Genomic DNA, 24,165 nt, shown 5'->3' on the forward strand with positions numbered 1-24,165 from the left:
GCTCGGCCGCGCGGGGCGGACCGGGCGGGGCGCCCGGTCCGGGCCCGCGGCGGCGGGTCTTCGGGAGGGGTCCGGTCAGGACCGGGCGACGAGGCTCGCCGGCCGCATGTCGGTCCAGTGGGCGTCGACGTAGTCGGTGCAGCCCTGAAGGGAGTCCTCGCCGTGGACGGTGGTCCAGCCGCCGGGGACCTCGGCGAAGGCGGGCCACAGAGAGTGCTGGTTCTCGGCGTTGACGAGGACGAAGTAGCGGGCGTCGTTGTCCTCGAAGGGGTTGGTGGTGTTGCTCATGGTGAGTGCTCCTTCTTACGCGGATCAGTGGATGAGTGGATCGGTGGATGAGGTGAGTGGATGAGGTGATACGAGTCAGGAAGTTGCGGGTGCGGATTCCCGGATGCGGGCGGCGAGTTCGGCGACGGTGGGCCCCGCCAGCAGGTCCGCGATGCCCGGGCCGGCCTCGCCGGTGCCGAAGGCCTCGCGGATGCGGAGCACGAGCGTCATCGCCAGCAGCGAGTGGCCGCCGAGGTCGAAGAAGCCGTCGTCGAGGGTGACCTCGGGCAGCCCGAGCACGTCGGCGAAGACGTCGCACAGCGTCTTCTCCGTCACGTCGCGCGGGGCGCGGCCCGCGCCGCCGGCGGCCATGTCGGCCGCGGTCGGCGCGGGGAGGGCCTTGCGGTCGAGCTTGCCGTTGACGGTCAGCGGCAGCGCGTCCAGCACGACGAACGCCGACGGGACCATGTACTCCGGCAGGGACTCGGCGAGCGAGCGGCGGATGACAGCGGCATCGATGCCGTCCGCGGAGGCGGGGACGAGGTAGGCGGCGAGCCGCTTGACGCCCGGCGTGTCCTCACGGACCACCACCGCCGCCTGCGCGACCGCCGGACGTCCCGTCAGCGCGTCCTCGATCTCGCCCGGCTCGACGCGGTAGCCACGGATCTTCACCTGGTCGTCGGCCCGGCCCAGGAAGTCCAGCAGCCCGTCCCGCCGCCACCTCACGACATCGCCCGTGCGGTACATGCGAGCGCCCGGATCGCCGAACGCCGCGCCGAAGGGGTCGGCGAGGAACCGGCCGGCGGTCAGCCCGGGGCGGCCGAGGTAGCCGCGCGCCAGACCGACACCGGACACGTACAGCTCGCCGGGAACCCCGACGGGCACCGGGCGCAGCCGCGCGTCGAGCACGTAGGCGCGGGTGTTCCAGATGGGGCGGCCTACGGTCGCGGTGTCGCTGTCGAGCGTGCCGCCGCCGAGGGTGTTGATGGTGTACTCGGTCGGACCGTAGAGGTTGTAGCCCATGAGGCCGGGCGTCTCGCAGAGCCGGGTCCAGAGCGACTCGGGAACAGCCTCGCCGCCGAGGAGGACCAGCACCGGGCGGTGGCGTCCCTCGTCCAGCAGGCCGCACTCCACCAGTGCCTGGGCGTACGACGGCGTCACGTTGATGACGTCGACCGCCTGGTCAGCGCAGTACGCGGCCAGGCCCTCGGCGTCACGGCGCAGCGACTCGTCCAGGACATGCACCTCATGCCCCTCCACCAGCCACAGCAGTTCCTCCCACGACATGTCGAAGGAGAACGACACCGTGTGCGCGATCCGCAGCCGGCGGCCGCCCGCCGCCTCCACGACAGGGTTGAAGATCGCCTCGCGGTGGTTCAGGAGCATGTTGGTCAGGCCCCGGTAGGGCGTGACCACGCCCTTCGGGCGGCCCGTCGAACCGGACGTGAAGATCACGTACGCGGCGGCGTCGAGATCCACCCGCACGCCCGCCGGGCCGTCGGACAGCCCGGCCAGTTCGGCCACCACGGCGGGGTCGTCCAGCTCCACGCGCGGAACGCCGTCCACGTCCGGCATGCGGTCGCGTACGGACGAGTCCGTGATGAGGACGACCGGAGCGGTCTCCTCGACCATGTAAGCCAGCCGATCCACCGGATAGTCCAGCTCCAGCGGCAGATAAGCGGCCCCGGTGCGCAGCACAGCGAACAGTGCCGCCACCATCTCCAGCGAGCGCGGCAGGCCCAGCGCCACCACGCGCTCCGGGCCGGCTCCCCGCGCCGTCAGCAGCCGGGCGAAACGATTCACCCGTGCGTCCAGCTCAGCGAACGACCACACCCGGTCACCCGCCACCAGCGCCACCGCCTCCGGCGTACGGACGGCCCGGTCGGCCAGCAGGTCGGCGACCGAGGCGTCCGGCAGCGCGCGCCGCGTCTGCGCCCACTCCCCCAGCACCGCGCCCCGCTCCTCCCGCGTGAGCACGTCGAGGGAGCCGACGCGGCGGGCCGGGTCCTCGGCCACCTGGGCGAGGAGGGAGAGGAGGCGCTCCACGAGGGCCTCGGCGGTGGAGCGGTCGTAGAGGCCGGCCGCGTACTCGAAGGCGATGTCGATCTCTTCGGCGGAGGGGGTCTCCTCGAAGTTGAAGTCGAGCTCGAACTTCACGGCACCCAGCTCGAAGGGGAGGATGCGGCTCTCCAGCCCGAGGAGCCGGCGGGCCTCGCCGTCGCTGTTGCGGTACCCGAGCATCACCTGGAACAGCGGGTGGCGGCCGGGGACGCGCTGCGGGTTGACGGCCTCGACGAGGCTGTCGAAGGGCAGGTCCTGGTGGGCGAAGGCCGCGAGGTCCTGCTCCCGGACGCGGCCGAGGAGCTCGGTGAACGCCGGGTCGCCGGACAGGTCGTTGCGCAGCACGAGGGTGTTGACGAAGAACCCGACGAGCCCGTCGAGGGCGGCGTCCGCGCGGCCCGCGACCGGGGCGCCGAGGGGGATGTCGTCGCCCGCGCCGAGCCGGTGCAGCAGGGTGGCGACGGCCGCTTGCAGGACCATGAACGTGGTCGTGCCCGTGGCCGCGGCGGCGTCGCGCAGCCCGCGGTAGACGGCCGGCGGCACCTGGGCCCGTACGGTGCCGCCCCGGAGCCCGGCCCCGGCGGCCTGCGTCCGCGGGCGGTCGGTGGGCAGGGCGAGCTCCTCCGGGAGCCCCGCCAGGGCCTGCTTCCAGTACGCCGCCTGGCGGCTGTGCAGGCTGTTCTCGTCCGCGGGATCGCCCAGCAGGTCGCGCTGCCACAGCGCGTAGTCCGCGTACTGCACCGGCAGCGGCTGCCAGCCGGGGGCACGGCCTTCCGCGCGGCGGGTGTACGCGGTGGTGATGTCGTCGACGAACGGCAGCATCGACCACTCGTCGCCGGCGATGTGGTGGAAGAGCAGCACCAGGACGTGGTCCCGGGGCCCGGCCTCCAGCACGGTGACGCGCAGGGGCAGTTCGCGCGCGAGGTCGAAGCCGTGCCGGACGGCGGCCTCCACGTCGGCCTGGAGCGTCTCCTCCGTGGTGGCGGCGACGTGCAGTGCGGCGGCGGGGTCCGGCGCGTCGAGGACGCGCTGGACGGGGCGGCCCTCGTGCTCGCCCACGACGGTGCGCAGGCTCTCGTGGCGGGCGGTCACGTCGGCGACGGCGTGCCGCAGCGCGTCCAGGTCGAGAGCGCCGCTCACGCGGACGACGAGCGGGACGTTGTACGTGGCGCCGGAGCCGTCGAGGTTCTGGAGGAACCACATGCGGCGCTGGGCGTGCGAGAGGGGCAGCTCGGCCGGGCGCTTGCGGCGTACGAGCGCGGGCCGCTCCTGCGCCGTCTCCCCCGCGGTGCGCTCGGCGAGCGCCGCCGGGGTCGGGGCCTCGAAGAGGTCCCGGACGGCGAGGCCGGTGCCGAGGGCCGTACGGATGCGGCTGACGAGGCGGGTGGCGAGCAGCGAGTGGCCGCCGAGGTCGAGGAAGTGGTCGTCGGGGCCGACGGGGCCGGTCCCGAGCACCTCACCGAACAGGGCGCACAGCTGCTCTTCGCGGGCGTTCGCGGGGGCGCGGCCGGCTCCCGTCCCGGCGGGGTCCGGTGCGGGGAGGGCCTTGCGGTCGAGCTTGCCGTTGACGGTCAGCGGCAGCGCGTCCAGCACGACGAACGCGGACGGGACCATGTACTCGGGCAGGGACTCGGCCAGGGCCCGGCGGACCGCGGCGGCGTCGATGCCGTCCGCGGAGGCGGGGACGAGGTAGGCGGCGAGCCGCTTGACGCCCGGCGTGTCCTCGCGGACCACCACCGCCGCTTGAGCCACGGAGGGCAGGTGCGTGAGCGCGTCCTCGATCTCGCCCGGCTCGACGCGGTAGCCGCGGATCTTCACCTGGTCGTCGGCCCGGCCCAGGAAGTCCAGCAGCCCGTCCCGCCGCCACCTCACGACATCGCCCGTGCGGTACATCCGGCCGCCCGGCTCGCCGAACGGGTCCGCGACGAAGCGGCCCGCCGACAGGCCCGGCCGGTTCAGATAGCCGCGCGCCAGGCCGACACCGGACACGTACAGCTCGCCCGGGACGCCGACCGGGACCGGACGCAGCCACGCGTCCAGGACGTGCGCCCGGGTGTTCCAGATGGGGCGGCCCACGGTCGCGGTGTCGCTGTCGAGCGTGCCGCCTCCGAGGGTGTTGATGGTGTATTCGGTGGGGCCGTAGAGGTTGTAGCCGATGAGCCCCGGCGTCTCCTTCAGGCGCGTCCACAGCGCTTCGGGGACGGCCTCGCCGCCGAGGAGGACCAGCACGGGGCGGTGGCGTCCGTCGTCCAGCAGGCCGCACTCGACGAGCGCCTGGGCGTACGACGGCGTCACATTGATGACGTCGACGGCCTGATCAGCGCAGTACGCGGCCAGGCCCTCGGCGTCACGGCGCAGCGACTCGTCCAGAACGTGGACTTCATGTCCTTCGACCAGCCACAGCAGCTCCTCCCATGACATGTCGAAGGAGAACGACACCGTGTGCGCGATCCGCAGCCGGCGGCCGTCCGCCGCCTCCACCACGGGGTTGAAGATCGCCTCGCGGTGGTTGAGCTGCATGTTGGTCAGGCCGCGGTAGGGCGTGACGACACCCTTGGGGCGGCCCGTCGAACCGGACGTGAAGATCACGTACGCGGTGGCGTCGAGGTCGACGCGCGCGCCCACCGGCCCGCCGGGCAGTCCGGCCAGCTCGGTGGCTACCGCGGGGTCGTCGAGCTCCACGCGGGGAACGCCGTCCACGTCCGGCATGCGGTCGCGTACGGACGAGTCCGTGATGAGGACGACCGGTGCGGTCTCCTCGACCATGTAAGCCAGCCGATCCACCGGATAATCCAGCTCCAGCGGCAGATAAGCGGCCCCGGCCCGCAGGACCGCGAACAGTGCCGCCACCATCTCCAGGGAGCGCGGCAGGCCCAGCGCCACCACCCGGTCGGGGCCGGCGCCGCGGGCGAGGAACAGCCGGGCCAGGCGGTTCACCTGAACGTCCAGTTCGGCGAACGTCCACGTGCGCTCGCCCGCCACCAGCGCCACCGCATCCGGCGTACGGACGGCCCGGTCGGCCAGCAGGTCGGCGACCGAGGCGTCCGGCAGCTCGCGCCGCGTCTGCGCCCACTCCCCCAGCACCGCGCCCCGCTCCTCCCGCGTGAGCACGTCGAGGCTGCGGACGAGGACGCCGGGGTCCGCGGTGATCTGTTCCAGGAGGGAGACGAGGCGGCCCCCGTGCTCCTCGACCGTCGTGCGGTCGAACGCGTCGGGGCGGAACTTCCATTCGAAGCCGAGCCGTTCGCCCGGGTTGGCCGCGAAGATCAGCGGGAAGTGGGTGGCGTCCACGTCGGTGACGTCGTCCACGCCGAGTGCCTGCCCGATGCGGTCGCGCTCGTCCTGGTCGACGGGCGTGTTGCGCAGGACCTGGAGGGTGTCGAAGAGGCGGCCGGCCCCCGCGGCGCGCTGGATGGTGCCCAGGCTGAGCTGGTGGTGCGGCAGCAGCGCCGCCTGTTCGTCCTGGAGTCGGGTCAGGTACGCGACGACCGTCTCGTTGCGGTCGAGGCGGGCCCGTACGGGGACGGTGTTGAGGAACATGCCGATGGTGCGCTCGATGCCCGCCAGCTCCGCCGGGCGGCCGGAGACGGTGGTGCCGAAGACGACGTCCTGGCGGCCCGTCAGGCCGGCGAGGAGCAGGCTCCAGGCGCCCGAGAGGACGGTGTTGAGCGTCAGGCCGTGGGTCCTGGCGTAGCCGGTGAGGCGGGACGTCTGGGCGGCCGTCAGCTCCGTGTCGTGCTGCTCGGGCAGCAGGGCGGCCCGCTCGCGGGCCTGCGGGGCGATGAGCGTGGGCTCGTCGACGCCCGCCAGGGCGGAGCGCCAGGCCTCTTCGCCGGCGGCGGTGTCCTGGGTGTGGAGCCAGGCGAGGAAGTCGCGGTAGGCCAGGGGCCGGTGGGCCGGGTCCTCGTCCGGGCCGGGCTGCGGCAGGGTGCCGGTGATCGCCAGCGCCTGGCAGCAGGCCAGGAGCTCCTGGAGGAACAGGCCGGTGGACCAGCCGTCCCACAGCAGCATGTGGTGGGTGACGAGGATGTGCTGGCGGCCGTCGGGGGTGAGGACGGAAGCCAGGCGCACCAGGGGCGGGGCGGCGAGGTCGAAGCGGGTGCGGGCCTCGGCGTCCCGGAGCCGGCGCAGTTCGGTGCCGGCGGCCTCCGGGGGGAGGGCGCGCAGGTCGGTCTCGGTGACGGGCACCGCCGCGGTGGCCGGGATGAACTGGACGGGACGGTCGAGGCCGTCGTGGAGGAAGCCGGCGCGCAGGTTGGGGTGCCGGTCGAGGACGGCGGTCACGGCGGTGCGCAGGATGTCCGCGGGGACGGGGCGGCGCAGGGTGACGACGTCGCGGGACGTGTAGACGTCGAGGGCGTCCTCGTCGTAGAGGGCCTCGAAGAGCAGGCCCTGCTGGAGCGGGGAGAGCGGCCAGATGGCGGTGGAGTCGGGGGCGGCGGCGCGGACGGCCGCCATGTCCTGTTCGGTGGGCTCGGGCAGTTCGGCGGCGGCCGCCGGGCCGCCGGCACCGGCGGCGGGTGTCCGGTCGGCCCGCTCGGCCAGGGCGGCGGGGGTGCGTGCTTCGAAGACGTCGCGCGGGCTGAGGGCGAGGCCCGCGGCGCGTGCGGCGCCGACGAGGCGGATGGAGACGATGCTGTCGCCGCCGAGCCGGAAGAAGTCGTCGTGGACGCCGGCGCCGGGGAGTTCGAGGACCTCGGCGAAGAGGGCGCACAGCGTGGCCTCGGCCGGGGTGGCCGGTGCGCGGTCGGCGGCGGGCGCGGCGGCGTCCGGGAGGGAGTCGGGCAGGGAGGCGCGGTCGAGCTTGCCGTTGACGCCGAGCGGGAGGGCGTCGAGGGTCACGAAGGCGGACGGGACCATGTACGCAGGCAGCCGGGCCGCGCACGCGTCGCGCAGCGCGCCGGGGTCCGGGGCGGTGCCGGGGGCGGGGACCACGTAGGCGACGATGTGCTGGGCGCCGGCGGGGGTGGTGCGGACCAGGACGGCGGCCTGGGCCAGGTCCGGCAGGGCGGTCAGCGCGGCCTCGATCTCGCCGAGCTCGATGCGGAAACCGCGGACCTTGACCTGGTCGTCGGTACGGCCCAGGTATTCCACTGCGCCGTCGGCGCGGCGGCGGACCAGGTCGCCGGTGCGGTACATGCGCTGACCATCGGCGTGCGGGTCGGCGACGAAGCGGGAGGCCGTCAGCCCCGGGCGGTTGAGGTAGCCGCGGGCCAGCTGGACGCCGGCGAGGTACAGCTCGCCGGGCACGCCCACCGGCACGGGACGCAGGGCCGCGTCCAGCACGTACAGGCGCGTGTTCCACACCGGTCGCCCGATCGGTACGACGCCGGAACCGGGCTCCGTCCGGTGGTACGTGACGTCGACGGCGGCCTCGGTCGGCCCGTACAGGTTGTGCAGCTCGATCTCCGGCCACAGCGCCGCGAACCGGTCCACGGCCGCGGGCGGCAGCGCCTCACCGGAACAGAAGACACGACGCACGCCCGCGAAGCCCGTACGGATCGCCTCGTCCTGCTCAGCCGCCGCGGTGAACGCCGTGAGCATGGACGGCACGAAGTGCGCCGTCGTGACGCCGGAGCGCACGGCCAGCTCCGCGAGGTGGTCGGGCTCGCGGTGGCCGCCCGGCCGGGCGAGAACCACGGCGGCGCCGCTGACCAGCGGCAGGAAGAACTCCCAGACGGACACGTCGAAGCTCGCCGGAGTCTTCTGCAAGATCCGGTCCGCCGGCCCGAAGCCGTACGCCTCCCGCATCCAGTCCAGGCGGTTCACGATCGCCTCATGGGTGACCACCACGCCCTTCGGGCGGCCGGTGGACCCGGAGGTGTAGATGACGTACGCGGCGTGCTGCGGGCCCGCGGCGGCCTGTGCGGGCGGCACGTCGGCGGCGCGGGGGGCGTCGGCGAGGACGACGGGCACGTCCCGGAGCCAGGTGAGCCGGTCCCGCTCGGCCTCCACGGTCAGCACGCACACGGGTGCGGCGTCGTCGGTCATCCCGGACAGGCGGTCAGCGGGGTGGTCGAGGTCCAACGGCAGGTAGGCGGCGCCGGACTTGAGCACGGCCAGCAGGGACACCATCAGCTCGGCCGAGCGCGGCACGGCCACGGCGACGATCCGGTCGGGGCCGGCACCGGCGGCGGCGAGCTCGCCGGCCAGGGCGTCTGACAGCTCGTCGAGTTGTCGGTACGTCAGCTCGCGGTCCTCGTAGACCACCGCCGTCGCGTCCGGTGCCGCCGCCAGCCGCTCCGCGAACCGCGTGACGAGCGTGCCCCCGGGCACGGCCCGGTCCGTGGCGTTCCACTCCCCCGCCAGCGCCCGGCTCTCGTCCGGGAGCAGCAGGTCGAGGCGGGCCAGCGGCGTCTCGGGGGCCTCGGCGAAGAGGGTAAGGAGGTGCAGGAAGCGGTGGGTGATGCGCTCGGCGGCCGCGTGGTCGAACACGTCCGTGCGGTAGCCGAGCTCCAGGCGCAGGGTGTCGCCGCCGGGCAGGACGCGCATGGTCAGCGGGTAGTGGGTGGCGTCGCGGGCTCCGAGTCCGGTGACCTTCAGGCCACTGGTGGCCGCGGCCGCGCCGAGGGTGCCGGAGACGTCGTCGCTGCCGGCGTAGTTCTCCACCACCAGCAAGGTGTCGAAGAGGGGGCCTTCGACGGGGGTCAGGCGCTGGATGCCGCCCAGGCCGAGGTGCTGGTGGTCCATCAGGGCGGCCTGCTCGGCCTGGACGGCGGCGGCGGTCGCGGCGAGCGTCGCGCCGGGTGCCAGGCGGACGCGGACCGGCAGGGTGTTGATGAACAGGCCGACCATGGTGTCGGCGCCGGGCAGGTCCGCGGGGCGGCCGGAGACGGTGGTGCCGCTGACGACGTCGTCGGCGCCGGTGAGGGAGCCCACGAGGACGCCCCACAGCGTGTGCAGGACGTTGCCGAGCGTCAGGCCGCGGGCGCGGGCCGCGGCGGTGAGGGCGGCGGTCAGCTCCGGGCCGGCCTCGGCCTCGGCGTCCGCCGGTTCGGCCGCGGTGCCCAGGCTCGCGCCGGGGGCCACGGGGTGGGCCTCGGTGATGCCGTCGAGGGCGGCGGCCCAGGCGCGCCGGGCGGCGTCGGCGTCCCGTGCCGCGAGCAGTTCGAGGTGGTCGCGGTAGGGGCGGACGGGCGGCAGTGCGGCCGGGTCACCACCGGAGCCGGTGAGGGTGAGCAGCTCCCGCACGAGGATCGGCATGGACCAGCCGTCGAGGAGGAGGTGGTGGCAGGTGACGACGAGCCGGGCGGCGTCCGGGCCGAGGCGCAGCAGGGTCAGTCGCAGGAGCGGCGGTTCGGCGAGGTCGAAGCGGTGGTTCCAGTCCTCGTCCATGGCGGCGGCCACGGCCCGGTCGCGGTCGTCGCCGGGCTCGTGCGCCGTGAGGTCGAGTTCGCGCAGGGGCGTTTCGACCCGGCGCTGCACGAACTGGACGGGGTCCTCGCCGTCGTCGTACCAGAACCCGGCGCGCAGGTTGGCGTGGCGGCGCAGCAGGGCGTCGGTGGCGGCGGCGAGGCCGGCCGTGGCGAGGGGGCCGGCGAGGTCGAGGTGGGACTGGACGACGTAGACGTCGCGGGAGCCGTCGTCGTAGACGGCGTGGAAGAGCAGGCCCTCCTGGAGGGAGGACAGCGGGTAGACGTCCTCGAGCGCGGATCCGGCGCCGGAGTCGTCGGCCGGGTTCAGGTCGGTGGAGTCAGTCATGGCGGCGCTCTCGGTCGTGGAGTGGGCGGCGGGGGTGTGGGCGGGGAGGGCGGGGGCCGGGCCCTCGTACGTCCCGTGCGGGGTGGTCATCGGCGCCTGCGCAGGCGGGATTCGAGGCGGTCGATGCGGGCCTGGTCGAGGGAGACGAGGCGGACGTCGGAGGGCGTGATGCCGCCCGCGTCGGGTGCGGCGGCGTGCCGGGCGAGCGCGTCGAGGGCGTCGAACCAGCGCGTGGCCAGGGCGGCGACCTGGTCTTCGGTGAACAGGGCCTGCGGCCAGCTCCATTCGACGGCCAGCTCGGGCCGCCCGGCGGCGCCGGAGCGGACGACGGCGTCGATCTCCAGCGGGTACGGGGCGGGCATGGCGGCGTCGGGCGCGGCGCCCTCGGCGACGGCGGCGCGTTCCGCGTCCGGGGCGAACGCCCAGTGGCGGGCGCCGGCCTCGGTGGTGGCGCCGTGGTCGGTGCGGCCGCGGTAGTTGAACAGCACCTGCGAGCCGGGAAGGGCGGCCAGGGCGGGCGCGGTCTGCGCGTTGAGGTGGCGCAGGAGCCCGTACCCGAGGCCGCGGTCAGGGGCGGCCCGGAGCTGTTCCTTGACCTGCTTGAGGGCCGCCCCGGCCTGCCGGCCGCCGGCCAGCGCTTCGGCGAGGTCCACGCCGCTCACGTCCAGGCGTACGGGGTGGACGGTGGTGAACCAGCCGACGGTGCGGGAGAGGTCCGCGGCGAGGCCCTCGCTGCCGCCGCGCCCGTGGCCCTCCAGGTCGATCTGCAAGGCGCCGGTGTGCGCGGCGGGCAGGCCGGGGTCCGCGGTGCGGCGCACGTCGGCGGCGGCCACGGCCAGCCCGGCCAGCAGGACGTCGTCCACGCCCGCGGAGAAGGCCTGCGGCACGGCGGTCAGCAGGGGCTCGGTGCGGTCGGCGGGCAGGGTCATCCGCAGGGTGCGCAGGGTCGCCGTGGTGTCGCGGCGCGGGTCGGCGGCGGTGCGGGAGAGCGGGGCCTGCGGCCCGGCCGGCGCGGTGCGCCAGTAGGCGGCTTCGGCGGTACGGGCACGGGTGTGGGCGTGGTGCAGCAGCTGCGCGGCCCAGGCGCGCGGCCCGGTCGCCTCGGGTTCGAGGGCGGGTGCGCGGCCCGCGGCGCGGGCGGCGTAGGCGTCGGCGAGCTCCGGGACGAGGATGCGCCAGGAGACGCCGTCGACGGCCAGGTGGTGGACGGTGAGCAGCAGCCTGCCGTCGGCGCCGGGGCCCGCGTCACACCACAGGGCGCGCAGGACGGTACCGCTGCCGGGGTCGAGGGCGGCGGCGGAGGCGTCGGCCTCCTTGGTGAGCAGCTCGTGCAGGGCGGTCGCGTCCAGGCCGGTGATGTCGGCGCGGCGCAGGGTCGCCGGGTCGGTGACGGCGGGGGCCTCGGCGGCGGGCAGGATCTCCTGGGTCCACAGGCCGCCGGTCCGGTCCAGGCGGAGCCGCAGGGCGGGGTGGTTGCGGGCGAGGTCGGCGAGGGCCTCGCGGAGCGGAGCGGGCCGCAGTCCGGCGGGGACGGTGAGCAGGACGGACTGGTTGAACCGGTCGACCGGGCCGCCGCGTTCGCGCAGCCAGTGCACGACGGGCAGCGGCGGGAACTCGCCGTCCTCGGCTTCCTCGGCGACGGCCGGTGCGGCGGAGGCGCCGGCCGGTTCCTGGTCCGCGGGGCGGCCCGCGGCGGCCAGGGCGGCCGGTGTGGGGTGCTGGAAGACGTCCTTGGCGGCGATGGTGAAGCCGGCCTTGCGGGCGGTGCTGACGAGCTGGATGGAGACGATGCTGTCGCCGCCCAGGGCGAAGAAGTTCTCGTTCTCGCCGACTTCGGGCAGGCCGAGGATCTCGGCGAACACCCGGGCCATGGCCGCGGCCGGGCTGCCCCCGCGGGCCGGGGCGGGTGCGGCCGGGCGGGCCGCGGCGGCGCGGGCCGGTTCGGGGAGCGCCTTGCGGTCGAGCTTGCCGTTGACGCTCAGCGGGAGCGCGTCCAGCAGGGTGACGACGGCGGGCACCATGTGCTCGGGCAGCTGCCCTGCCAGGGCCTCGCGCAGTTCCTGCGCGTCAGGGGCGGCGCCGGGGGCGGGGACGGCGTAGGCGACGAGCTGCGGGGCGCCGCCGGGCGCCAGGGGGCGAGCGGCGACGGCGGCCTGGGCCACGCCGGGCAGGGCGGTCAGCGCGGCCTCGATCTCGCCGAGCTCGATGCGGAAACCGCGGACCTTGACCTGGTCGTCGGTACGGCCCAGGTATTCCACTGCGCCGTCCGGGCGGCGGCGTACGAGGTCGCCCGTGCGGTACATGCGCTGACCATCGGCGTGCGGGTCGGCGACGAAGCGGGAGGCGGTCAGGCCGGGGCGGCCGAGGTAGCCGCGGGCCAGCTGGTCACCGGCCAGGTACAGCTCGCCGGGGACGCCCACCGGCACGGGCCGAAGGGCCGCGTCCAGGACGTGCAGACGGGTGTTCCACACCGGTCGCCCGATGGGGACAGTGCCGGCGCCGGGCTCGGCGCGGTGGTACGTGACGTCGACGGCAGCCTCGGTCGGCCCGTACAGGTTGTGCAGCTCGATGTCCGGCCACAGCGCCGCGAACCGGTCCACGGCCGCGGCGGGCAGCGCCTCACCGGAACAGAAGACACGGCGCACGCCGCCGAAGCCCGTACGGATCGCCTCGTCCTGCTCAGCCGCAGTCGTGAAAGCCGTGAGCATGGACGGCACGAAGTGCGCGGCGGTGATGCCCGAACGCGCGGCCAGCTCCGCCAGGTGGTCGGGCTCACGGTGGCCGCCCGGCCGGGCGAGGACCACGGCGGCGCCGCTGACCAGCGGCAGGAAGAACTCCCAGACGGACACATCAAAGCTCGCCGGAGTCTTCTGGAGAACCCGGTCCTGCGGCCCGAAACCGTACGTCTCCGCCATCCAGTCGAGACGGTTGACGATGGCGCGGTGGCTGACGACGACGCCCTTGGGGCGCCCGGTGGAACCGGAGGTGTAGATGACGTAAGCAGCATGCCCGGGCCCCGCCGCAGGCCGCAGGGCAGTGGCCTGCGAGGGCGGCTCGGCCGCCCCGTCCACCAGGACGACCGGGACGTCGGCCGTCGCCGAGAGGCGGTCCGCCTCGGTCGCCGCCGTGACCACGCACACCGGTGCCGCGTCCTCGATCATGTAGGCGAGCCGCTCGGCCGGGTAGTCGAGGTCCAGGGGCAAGTAGGCGGCGCCGGACTTCAGTACGGCCAGCAAGGCGACCATCAGCTGCGCCGAGCGCGGCACCGCCACGGCGACGACCCGGTCCGGTCCCGCCCCGGCGGCGGCCAGCGTACGGGCCAGGCGCCCGGCGAGGGCGTCGAGTTCGCGGTACGTGAGGGTCCGGCCCTCGAAGACGACGGCGGTGGCGTCGGGCGCGGCCGCCAGCCGGTCCGCGAACCGCGTGACGAGCGTGCCCCCGGGCACGGCCCGGTCCGTGGCGTTCCACTCCTCCGCCAGCGCCCGGCTCTCTCCCGGGCTCATCACGTCGACGCGGTCGACGGGGCGGCCGGGCGCGGCGAGGGCCTGGCCGAGGACGTGCAGGAGGCGGTCGCCGAGCAGGCCTGCCGTCTCGTGGTCGTACAGGTCGCTGGCGTGAATGACCGTCAGGTCGGTGTGCGTGCCGTCGGCGGACTCCACGAAGGTGAAGGCGAGGTCGAAGCGGGCGGCGTGCAGCGGGTCGGGCAGCAGCGTGGTGCGCGCGCCGAGGAGGCGGTCCAGGCCCGCGGCCTCCTTGCGGTGCTGGACCATCACCTGGAACAGCGGGTGGCGGCCGAGCGAGCGCTCGGGGGCGGCGATCTCCACGAGCTTGTCGAACGGGAGGTCCTGGTGGGAGAGCGCGCCCAGGACCGTTTCCCGTGCGCGCAGCACGAGTTCGTCGAAGGTGGGCGCGCCGCCCCCGTCCGTCCCGGACAGGTCGTGGCGCATGACGAGGGTGTTGACGAAGAAGCCGACGACGTTCTCGACGGCCTCGTCGGAGCGGCCGGCGACCGGCGTGCCGAGGGCCACGTCGTGCGTGCCGGCGAGGGCGCCGAGCAGGAGGGCGCCGGCCGCCTGGGTGACCATGAAGGGGGTGGTGCCGGTGCGGTGCGCGTAGCCGCGCAGCGCCTCGTGCAGGGCGGCGGGCAGGCGCAGGCGGACGGCGCCGCCGCGGCCGCTCGGCTCGGCCGGGCGGGGCCGGTCGGCGGGCAGGCGCAGTTCGTCGGGCAGGCCGGCGAGGCGCTCGGTCCAGTACGCGGTGAGGCGGTCGCCTGCCGCGGGGTCGGCGAGCATGTCGCGCTGCCAGAGGGTGTGGTCGGCGAACTGGACGGGCAGCGGCGGCCATGCGGGCGCCTCGCCGCGGCGGCGGGCCGCGTAGGCGGTGTCGAGGTCGCGCAGCAGGACGCCTTCGGACCACTCGTCGCCGGCGATGTGGTGGAGGGCGACGCACAGGACGTGGGTGCCGGGGCCGCTGCTGAGGAGCGTGGCGCGGACGGGCGGTTCGGCGGCGAGGTCGAAGGCGTGCGCGCCCGCCTCGGCGACGGCCTCGTCCAGCTGCTGCGGCGTCACTTCCCGTACGGAGAAGGGCACATGGGCGTCCTCGGGGGCGAGGATCTTCTGGTAGGGGCGGCCGTCAGTGTCGGGATAGACCGTGCGCAGGGCTTCGTGGCGGGCGACGACGTCGGCGAACGCGGCACGCAGGGCGTCGGTGTCGACGGTGCCGTCGATGCGCAGCGAGCAGGGGATGGTGTAGGCGGTGGAGGGGCCTTGGAGGTGGTGGAGGAACCACAGGCGGGCCTGGGCGGGCGACAGCGGCAGCTCCTGCGGGTGCGGGGGCCGCGGCCGGGCGGTGGGGCCGGACCGGCCGGGGCCGGTGTGCCGCGTGCGGCGTGCGAGGGCGGCCGGGGTGCGGGCCTCGAACAGGTCGCGGACGGTGAGGTCCGTCCGGAGGGCGGTGCGGATGCGGCCGACGAGGCGGGTGGCGAGCAGGGAGTGGCCGCCGAGGGCGAAGAAGTCGTCGTCGGCGCCGACGGCGGGCAGGCCGAGGATGCCGGCGAAGGCGCCGCACACGAGGGCCTCGCGCTCGTCGCGCGGGGCGCGCCCGCCGGTGCCGGCGAAGTCGGCGGCGCCGGGCTCGGGGAGGGCCTGCCGGTCGAGCTTGCCGTTGACGTTGAGGGGCAGGGCGCCGAGGACGACGACGGCGGACGGGACCATGTACTCGGGCAGGTGCGCGCCGAGCGCGGCCCGCAGCGCGGCGGGGTCGGCGACGGCTCCCGCGGCGGGGACGACGTAGGCGACGAGGCGCTTGACGCCCGTGTCGCTCGCGCGGGCCAGCACGGCGGCCTGCGCGACGCCCTCCTGGGCGGTGAGGGCCGCTTCGACCTCGCCGGTCTCGACGCGGAAGCCGCGGATCTTGACCTGGTCGTCGTCGCGGCCGAGGTAGTCCAGGGTGCCGTCGGCGCGCCGGCGCACGACGTCGCCGGTGCGGTACATGCGCTCGCCGCTGCCGGAGAACGGGTCGGCGACGAAGCGGGAGGCGGTCAGCGCGGGCCGGTTGCCGTAGCCGCGGGCCAGGCCGGGGCCGGCGATGTACAGCTCGCCGGGGACGCCGGCGGGCACGGGCCGCAGGCGGGCGTCGAGGACGTGGACGCGGGTGTTGGCGATGGGCCGGCCCACGGACGGGGTGGGGCTGTCGTCCAGTGCGGCGCCGAGGGTGTCGACGGTGTACTCGGTGGGGCCGTAGAAGTTGTGGCCGATGACGCCTTCGGTCGTGCGGATCCGCGTCCAGAGGGCGTCGTCGACGGCTTCGCCGCCGAGGAGGAAGAGGACGGGGCGGTGACCGTCGCCGCCCTCCTCCAGCAGGCCGCATTCGACGAGCTGCCGGCCGAAGGACGGGGTGACGTCGAGGGTGTCGATGCGGTCGGCGCGCAGCCGGGCGGCCAGCGCCTGCGGGTCGCGGCGCAGTTCCTCGTCGTAGACGTGGAGTTCGTGGCCGCAGATGAGCCACAGGAGCTGTTCCCAGGAGGAGTCGAAGGAGAACGAGGCCGTGTGCGCGGCGCGCAGGCGGCGGCCTCCGGCGGCTTCGACGGCGCGGGCGAAGACGGTGGAGCGGTGGTGGTCGAGCATGTTGACCAGGCCGCGGTGGGGCACCTGGACGCCCTTGGGGCGGCCGGTGGAGCCGGAGGTGTGGATGACGTAGGCGAGGTCGCCGGGGGCGGGCCGCGCCGGAGTGACGTCCGGGGCGCCGCCGGCGCCGTCCTCCGCGTACAGCGTCGTGAAGGCGTCGCCGGTCAGGGCCGGCAGGCGCCGGGCGGTCGGGCGGGTCGTCAGGACCGCGAGGGGGGCGGCGTCCTCCAGCATCAGGGCGACGCGCTCGGCCGGGTGGTCGAGGTCGACGGGCAGGTAGGCGGCGCCGGCCTTCAGCGTGCCGAGGACGGCGGCGACGAGGTCCGCCGAGCGGGGCAGGGCCAGGGCCACGACCGTGTCCGGGCCGGCGCCGAGGGCGGCGAGCCGGCGGGCGACGGCGTCGGCGCGGGCGTCGAGTGCGGCGTAGCTCCAGCGGGTGTCGCCGCAGACGACGGCGGTTTCGCCGGGGGTGGCGGCCGCCTGGGCTTCGAAGGCGTCGACGACGGTCCCTTCGGGCACGTCGCGTGCGGTGTCGTTCCAGGTGTGCAGGAGGGTGTGCCGCTCGGCGGGGCCGAGGATGTCGAGGGAGCCGACCGTGGCCCCGGGGCGGGCGGCCATGGCGGCGAGCAGGCGCAGCAGGCGGTGGCCGAGGTCGGCGGCGCGGGCGGCGGTGAAGGTGTCCGGGCGGTACTCGACGGTGATGCGGGGCGCGTCGCCGGGGAGGGTGAGGACGGTCAGCGGGTAGTGGGTGGCGCCGCGGTTGCCGATGCCGGTGACGCGCAGGCGGCCGGGGCGGCCGGCGGGGTCGGGGGCGGTGAGCTCGTCGGGGTCGACGGGGTAGTTCTCGAAGACGAGCAGGGTGTCGAAGAGCGTGCCGAGGCCGGCCCGGGCCTGGATGCCGGCGAGGCCCGCGTACTGGTGGTCGAGGAGCTGCGCCTGCTGTTCCTGGAGGCGGGCCAGGGCGGCGGCGACGGTCTCGTCCTCGTCCAGGGCGAAGCGGACGGGGACGGTGTTGCTGAAGAGGCCGACGATCGACTCCACACCGGGCACGTCGGCGGGGCGGCCGGAGACGGTCGCGCCGAAGACGACGTCCGTGCGGCCGGTGAGGCGGCTCAGCAGGACGGCCCAGGCGCCCTGCACGAGGGTGTTGAGGGTCAGGCCGTGGCTGCGGGCGAGGCCGGTCAGGGAGGTGACGGTGTCCGCGGGCAGCGGCAGGTCCACCTCGCCGGCGCGGGCGCCCGTCCCGGCGGTGGCCTCGTGGGCCAGGGTCCCGGCGAGCAGGGTGGGTGTCGTCAGTCCGTCCAGGGCCTCGGCCCAGGCGGCGGCGTGCGCCGTGTCGTCCTGGCGGGCCAGCCAGGCGAGGTGGTCGGCGTACGAGGCGGCGGGCGGCAGGGCGGAGGCGTCGCCGCCGGCCGCGTACGCGCTGATGATCTCGCGCAGCATGACGGGTGTGGACCAGCCGTCCATCACGATGTGATGGCGGGTCAGGACGAGGCGGTGCCGTTCGTCGCCCGTGCGCAGCAGGGCGCAGCGCAGGAGGGGCGGCCGGGCGAGGTCGAAGGGCGCGGTGGCCTCGGCGGTCTCGACGGCGTCCACGGCGGCGCCGAGGGCGTCGGCCGGGGTGCCGGTGAGGTCGTGGACGGTCCAGGGGACGGTGACCCGGCCGGCGATCGTCTGGAGGGGGTGGTCGGCGCTCGTGTGGTCGAAGCCGGCGCGCAGGGCGGGGTGGCGGGCCACGACGGCGTCGACGGCGCGGCGCAGGGCGGCCTCGTCGAGCGGGCCGGTGAGGTCCAGGCCGGTGACGGAGGTGTAGAGGTCGTCGGCGGTGGTCTCGTAGAGGGAGTGGAAGAGGAGCCCGTCCTGGAGCGGGGAGAGCGGCAGGACGTCCTCGGTGCCGGGGCGGGCGGCCTGGACGCGGTCGAGGGCGTCCTGGCCGATGCCGGCGAGCGGCACGTCGGAGGGGGTGAGCCCGCCGGCGCCGGGGCGCGCGGCGTGAGCGGTCAGCGCGTCGAGGGCGCGGAACCAGCGGTCCGCGACCGCGCGCACGGCGTCTTCGGTGAGGACACCCTCCGGCCAGGTCAGGACGGCGGTGAGCTCGGGGCCCGCGGGCCGGTCGTGGACGAAGGCGCCGATCTCCAGGGCGTGGAGGGCGGGGAGCTGCGGGTCGGCGTTCGCGGCGAAGGCGTCGCCGGTCGTGCCCGTGCCCCAGAGGCTGTCGTCGGAGGCGAACCGGCCGAGGTAGTTGAAGAGGAGCTGCGGGGCGGGGGCTGCCGCGAGTTCTCCGCGCGCCCGGGGGTCGAGGTGGCGCAGGAGGCCGTAGCCCGTGCCGTCGTCGGGCAGGGACCGCAGTTGCTCCTTGACGAGGGCGAGGGCCCGGCCCGGGTCCTCGCCGAGGGCTTCGAGGTCCAGGCGTACGGGGAACTCGCTGGTGAGCCAGCCGACGGTGCGGGCGGTGTCGGCGCCGGGCACGAGGTGGTCCTGGCGGCCGTGTCCTTCCCTACGGATCAGCAGGTCGCGGCGGCGGCCGGCGAACGCGAGGGCGAGCCCGGCGAGCAGCACGTGGTCGACGCCCGCGCGGCGGGTGGCCGGCACCCGGTCGAGGAGCGGCGCGGTGCGCTCGGCGGACAGGGTCAGGCGGAGGGTACGGCTCGTGCCGGCGGTGTCCCGGGCCGGGTCGACGGCCCGCTCCCCGAGCAGCGGCCCCGCCCCGGGGGCGAGTACCTCCCGCCAGAACGGCAGCTGGGCGCGGACGGCGTCGCTGGTGGCGGCGGCGTGGAGGCCGCGGGCCCAGCGGCGCAGCGGCGTGCTCGCGGGGGCGAGCGGGCGGCCTTCGTAGGCGGCGCGCAGGTCGGGCAGCAGGATGCGCCAGGAGACGCCGTCGACGGCGAGGTGGTGGACGGCGAGCACGAGCCGCCCGGGGGTGTCCGGGCCCAGGTCGCACCAGGTGGCGGCGAGGACGGCCCCGGCGGCGGGATCGAGCCGGCCGGCGGCGGCGTCGCGCTCGCGCTCGACGGCGGGGCCGACGCTGCCGGCGGGGGTACGGGTGAGGTCGACGTGGTGGAGGGTGATGGTGGGGGCGGATTCTTCAGGGAGGATCTCGGTGGACCAGTCCCCGGCACCGGGGGCGCCGTCGAAGCCGCCGTAGCCGCCGGATCCGGAGTCCTCGGCGGGCCGGGGCCCGGCGCCGGTTTCACGGGCGCGCTCCGATCCTTCGGCTCCCGTGGCGCCGCCCGGTATCAGCCGCAGACGCAGCGCGTCATGATGTGCCGTCAGGGCGTCGAGGGCGCCCCTCAGGCGCTCCCCGTCGAGGCCGGCCGGGACCGTGACGACCGTCGTCTGGGCGAAGTGGTCGATCGGGCCGCCGCGTTCGCGGAGCCACTCCGTGATGGGGGTGGGCGGCAGTGCGCCCTCCGCGTCCTCGCGCAGGTCGGCGGTGGCCGTACCGCCGAGGGGTTCGGCGACAGCCGCCACCGCGGCGATCGTCTTGCGCTCGAAGACCACGCGGGGCGTGATGCCCCAGCCGGCCTGGCGGGCGCGGCTGCCGAGCTGGATGGCGGAGATGCTGTCGCCGCCGAGGGAGAAGAAGTTGTCGTCGGGCCCGGCCGCGTCCAGGCCGAGGATGTCGGCGACGAGCGCGCCGAGCACCCGCTCGGCCTCCGTGCGGGGAGCCCGCGAGGCCGTGGCCGCCGCGGGGGCGGGCTCGGGCAGGGCCTTGCGGTCGAGCTTGCCGTTGAGGCTGAGGGGCAGGGCGTCCAGGAGCACCACCACGGGCGGCACCATGTGCTCGGGCAGCGTGGCGGCCAGCCCGGCGCGCAGCGCCTCGGCGTCGAGGGCGGCGCCCGCGGCGGGGACGGCGTAGCCGGCGAGGCGGCGCGGACCGCCGGGCACCGTCTCGCGGGCGGTGACGGCGGCCTGCGCGACGCCGGGCAGGGCCTCCAGCGCGGCCTCGATCTCGCCGAGCTCGATGCGGAACCCGCGCACCTTGACCTGGTCGTCGGTGCGGCCGAGGTATTCGACGACACCTCCGGGCGCCCACCGGACGAGGTCGCCCGTGCGGTACATGCGCGCACCGTCATCGTAGGGGTCGGCGACGAAGCGGGAGGCGGTCAGGCCGGGGCGGCCGAGGTAGCCGCGGGCAAGCTGGTCACCGGCGAGGTACAGCTCACCGGGCACGCCCACCGGCACGGGACGCAGGGCCGCGTCCAGCACGTACAGGCGCGTGTTCCACACCGGTCGCCCGATCGGTACGACGCCGGAACCGGGCTCCGTCCGGTGGTACGTGACGTCGACGGCGGCCTCCGTCGGCCCGTACAGGTTGTGCAGGGGCACGTCCGGCAGCGCGGCGTACCAGCGGTCGACGACGTCGCCGGGCAGTGCCTCGCCGGAGCAGAAGACCCGCCGCAGCCCGGCGCAGGCCTCGGCGGCCGTGGGCTCCTCCAGGAAGGCGCGGAGCATGGAGGGCACGAAGTGGAGGGTGGTGACGCGCTGTTCGGCGACGAGCCGGGCCAGGTAGGCGGCGTCCTTGTGGCCTTCGGGGCGGGCGAGGACGACGGTGGCGCCCTCGCACAGCGCCCAGAAGAACTCCCAGACGGAGACGTCGAAGCTGGCGGGCGTCTTCTGGAGGACGCGGTCGTCCCGGCGCAGGCGGTAAGCGTGCTGCATCCAGGCGAGGCGGTTGACGATGGCGCGGTGGGTGACGACGACGCCCTTGGGGCGGCCGGTGGAGCCGGAGGTGAAGATGACGTAGGCGGGGTCGCCGGGGGCGGGGGCCTCGACGCCGCCGGCATCGCCTCCATCACCGTCCGCCTCGTCCAGCAGCAGCGCCACGTCCCGGGCGCCCTGCGGCAGGCGGTCGAGCACGGCGGGCACGGTGACGACCCGCACCGGCCCCGCGTCCTCGACCATGGTGGCGAGCCGCTCGGCCGGGTAGTCGGTGTCCAGCGGCAGGTACGCGGCGCCGGACTTCAGGACGCCGAGGAGGGCGACCATGAGCTCGGCGGAGCGCGGCACGGCGACGGCGACGACGGTGTCCCGGCCCGCGCCGGCGGCGGTGAGCGTACGGGCCAGCGCCCCGGCCCGCGCGTCGAGTTCGCGGTAGGTGAGGTGCTCGTCCTCGAAGACGACGGCGGTGGCGTCGGGCGTGGCCGCGGCCCGCTCGGCGATCAGACCGGGGAGGGTGGCCGGGGCGACGTCGCGGCCGGTGGCGTTCCAGGTGCGCAGGACGTCCACGTGCTCGCCGTCGGCGAGCAGCCGGGCCTGATCCAGAGTCAGGTCCGGGTCGGCGGCGAGGCGTCCCATGAAGTCGGTGCACCGCTCGGCGTGCGCGGCGAGCGCGGCGGCGTCGTAGAGGGCGGGGTTGGCGTCGAATTCGAGGTGGAGGACGTCGTCGGGGCTCTTGCTGACCGACACGGACAGGTCCTCGACGGGCCCGGAGGCGAGGTTGACGGTGCGTCCGGGGACGCCGGCGAAGTCGAGGTCGAGGTCGAAGGGCTTGAGGTTGAGCATCGGCCCGTGGAGCCGTTCGTCGCTGCCGACGAGGCCGAGGTCGCGCCGGATGTCCTCGCCGCGGTAGTGCTGGTGGCGGCGGGCGTCCTTGAGTTCGCGGGCGGCGCGCCGGACGAGGTCCGGGAAGGTGTCGGTGCCCTGGACGGAGAGGCGGACGGGCAGCACGTTGACGGCCATGCCGGGGACGCGCATGGTGCCGGGCGCGCTGCGGGCCATGAAGTGCATGCCGAGGACCGCGTCGGTGGTGCCGGTCATGCGGTGCAGGTAGCCGGAGACGGCGGCGACGGCGGCCTCGGCCCAGGTGCCGCGGGTTGCGGCGGCGCGGGCCAGGACGGCGGCGGAGCGCTCCGCGCCGAGGCTCGTGCGGTGCCGCAGGGAGGTCCGGGAGGCCTGCGCGGTCTGCTCGGTCAGGCCGGTGACGCGGGGGCGGCCGGTGTGCCGGGCGGTCCAGTAGGCGCGGTCGGCGGCGGGCTTGTCCGAGGCGAGGTAGGCGGCATCGGCGTCGGCCAGCCGGGCCGCGGGTTCGAACGGCGAGGCGGGCACGTCCTCGCCGCGGACGAGGGCGGTGTAGACGGCGGCGACGCGGCGCGTGAAGAGGGCGACGCTGTAGCCGTCGACGACGAGGTGGTGGAAGTACTGGAACCACAGGTGGTGGCCGGGGGCGACGGTCACCAGCAGGGAGCCGGTCAGGGCCGGGGCCGCGCCGGAGCCGTCGGTGGGCTCCAGGCGCGGCGGGCAGGCGAGCTGGTCGCGGACGAGCGCGACGGCGGCGTCGACCGGGGAGGCGGCGCCGGCCGTGTCGAGGCGGGGCAGGTGCCAGGCCCCGGCGTCGAAGGGGACCGGGCGCAGCACCGTGCGGCCGTCCTGCTCGGCGAGCCGGACGTGCAGGCCGTCGGCCTCGGCGAGGGTGCGGCGGAGGGCCTCCTCCAGGGCGGCGGCGTCGATCGCGCCCCGCAGTTCCACGTACTGGCCGACGTTGTAGGCGGGGTTGTCCGGGTCGATCCGCTGCGCCGCCAGCACTCCCTCCTGGGCTCGCGTGAGCTCCAGGAACCGTCCTGCGTCGCTGGTCACCTCTGACATGCCGGCCTTCCGGGTCGTTCGTGGTACGGGGAGGGAGTGCGGTGGGGGTGGGGTGTGCCGTGGGGGTGGTGGGGGTGTGCCGTGGAGGCGGCTGCGGTCGGCCGGGCTACAGGCCCTTGAGGATCTTCTCGATCTGGCCGAGGACGTCGATGGACGTGCCGTAGCGGTCGGTGGTGGCGTAGGTGACCGGCAGGACGTGGTTGTCCTTGGCGGCCTTCAGCAGCTTCCAGGAGGGCTTGCCCTGGAGCTCCTTGACCTCCTTGGGCACCTCGCCGGTGGCGAACATGCGCGGCACGAGGATCACGTCGGCGTCCGACAGGGCGTCGATCTTCTCCTGGGAGTACGTCACCTCGTGCTCCTTGCCGTCGTCGGACGCCTTGGCGAACTTCGCGCCGACGTCGGCGAGGACGCGGCCCACCCACGACGTACGGGTGTCGACGATGAACTCGCCGTTGCCGTAGGAGGAGGCGACGGCCCAGTTCAGGTTCTTGAGCTTGTCCCCGTAGGTGTTCTTGATCTGGTCGGCCTTCTGCCGGTAGCCGGTCTTCAGCTTGGTGAAGACGTCCTCCTTGCCGACCGCCTGGGCGATCTTCTCCTGCGCGTTGAGCAGGTCGACGGGGGTCTTGATGCCGAAGTAGAGCGTGGGCGCGATGCCTTCGAGCTTCTTGACGTTCCAGTCGAAGGCGGCGGCGCCTTCGACGACGATCAGGTCAGGCTTGAGGGAGGCGACCTTCTCGATGTTGGTCTCGATGCCCGAGCCGATCGAGGTGATCTTCTTGGCCCGCTCGGTCTGCGAGGGCAGCAGCTCCATGGGGTTGTTCTCGTCGATGGCGCTGGTGCCGACGGGCTCGACGCCGAGGTCGAGGAGCGCGCCCGTGGCGTAGGAGATGCTGACGATGCGCTTGGGGGCGGCGGGCACGGTGACCTTGCCGTTGCTCGCCTCGATCTCCCGGCCGCCCTCGGCGTCGTCCCCGTCCTTGCCGCCCGAGCCGTTGCCGCCGCACGCGGTCAGGGTGAGCAGGGCGGCGGCGCCGGCGAGTGCGGCGGCGGTACGGCCGCGGGCGGCACGGGTGTTCATGGTTCTCCTCGGGGGTGGTGAAGGGGGTGGGGCGGGAGCGGCTCAGGCGGCGGTCAGGTGCTCGTGCCAGCCGCGGATGGTGGGGGTGGCCTCGATGAGCGCGGCGAACTCGACGTCGTTGCCGGCGGCGCGCCACCGCTCGACGAGGGTCATGACGCGGATGGAGTCGAGGCCGAGGTCCTGAAGGTTCTCGTCGACGGAAACGTCACCGGGCTCCTCGCCGAACGGGTGAGTAACACGTGGGCAATCTGCCCTGCACTCTGGGACAAGCCCTGGAAACGGGGTCTAATACCGGATACGACCACTAGGGGCATCCCTGGTGGTGGAAAGCTCCGGCGGTGCAGGATG

Annotated in this window: 4 protein-coding genes, 1 rRNA gene and 1 pseudogene; 1 reads left to right on the forward strand and 5 read right to left on the reverse strand. The window is 75.2% G+C overall.

Annotated elements, in window-relative coordinates; translation table 11 throughout:
- Nucleotides 1-75: 75 nt before the first annotated feature.
- The 5 genes and pseudogenes from D7231_RS17530 to D7231_RS38510 form a co-directional block, all read right to left on the reverse strand.
- The gene (locus D7231_RS17530) at nucleotides 76-288 is read right to left on the reverse strand and encodes an MbtH family protein (RefSeq protein ID WP_120756384.1); all 213 of its coding nucleotides are present in this window, start codon (nucleotides 286-288) and stop codon (nucleotides 76-78) included.
- Nucleotides 289-363: 75 nt separating this feature from the next.
- Complete coding sequence (locus tag D7231_RS17535) at nucleotides 364-10,119, reverse strand: non-ribosomal peptide synthetase (protein WP_120756385.1); 9,756 nt, start codon at nucleotides 10,117-10,119, stop codon at nucleotides 364-366.
- Nucleotides 10,116-22,739, reverse strand: a complete 12,624-nt coding sequence (locus tag D7231_RS17540; protein WP_120756386.1) for a non-ribosomal peptide synthetase — start codon at nucleotides 22,737-22,739, stop codon at nucleotides 10,116-10,118. Before D7231_RS17540 ends, D7231_RS17535 begins: the two co-directional genes overlap by 4 nt.
- A 106-nt stretch (nucleotides 22,740-22,845) precedes the next feature.
- Nucleotides 22,846-23,817 carry an ABC transporter substrate-binding protein gene (locus tag D7231_RS17545; protein ID WP_120756387.1) on the reverse strand — a complete coding sequence of 324 codons (972 nt, stop codon included), beginning with the start codon at nucleotides 23,815-23,817 and terminating at the stop codon, nucleotides 22,846-22,848.
- A gap of 42 nt (nucleotides 23,818-23,859) precedes the next feature.
- Nucleotides 23,860-24,027, reverse strand: a pseudogene (locus D7231_RS38510) (phosphopantetheine-binding protein); the annotation flags it as partial.
- Between the two features lie 12 nt (nucleotides 24,028-24,039).
- On the opposite strand from D7231_RS38510, the gene D7231_RS38515 reads away from it, so the two are divergent.
- A 16S ribosomal RNA gene (locus tag D7231_RS38515) occupies nucleotides 24,040-24,165 on the forward strand; the annotation flags it as partial.

Origin of the sequence: Streptomyces klenkii (assembly GCF_003626645.1) — a bacterium.
GTDB classification, from domain to species: Bacteria; Actinomycetota; Actinomycetes; order Streptomycetales; family Streptomycetaceae; genus Streptomyces; species Streptomyces klenkii.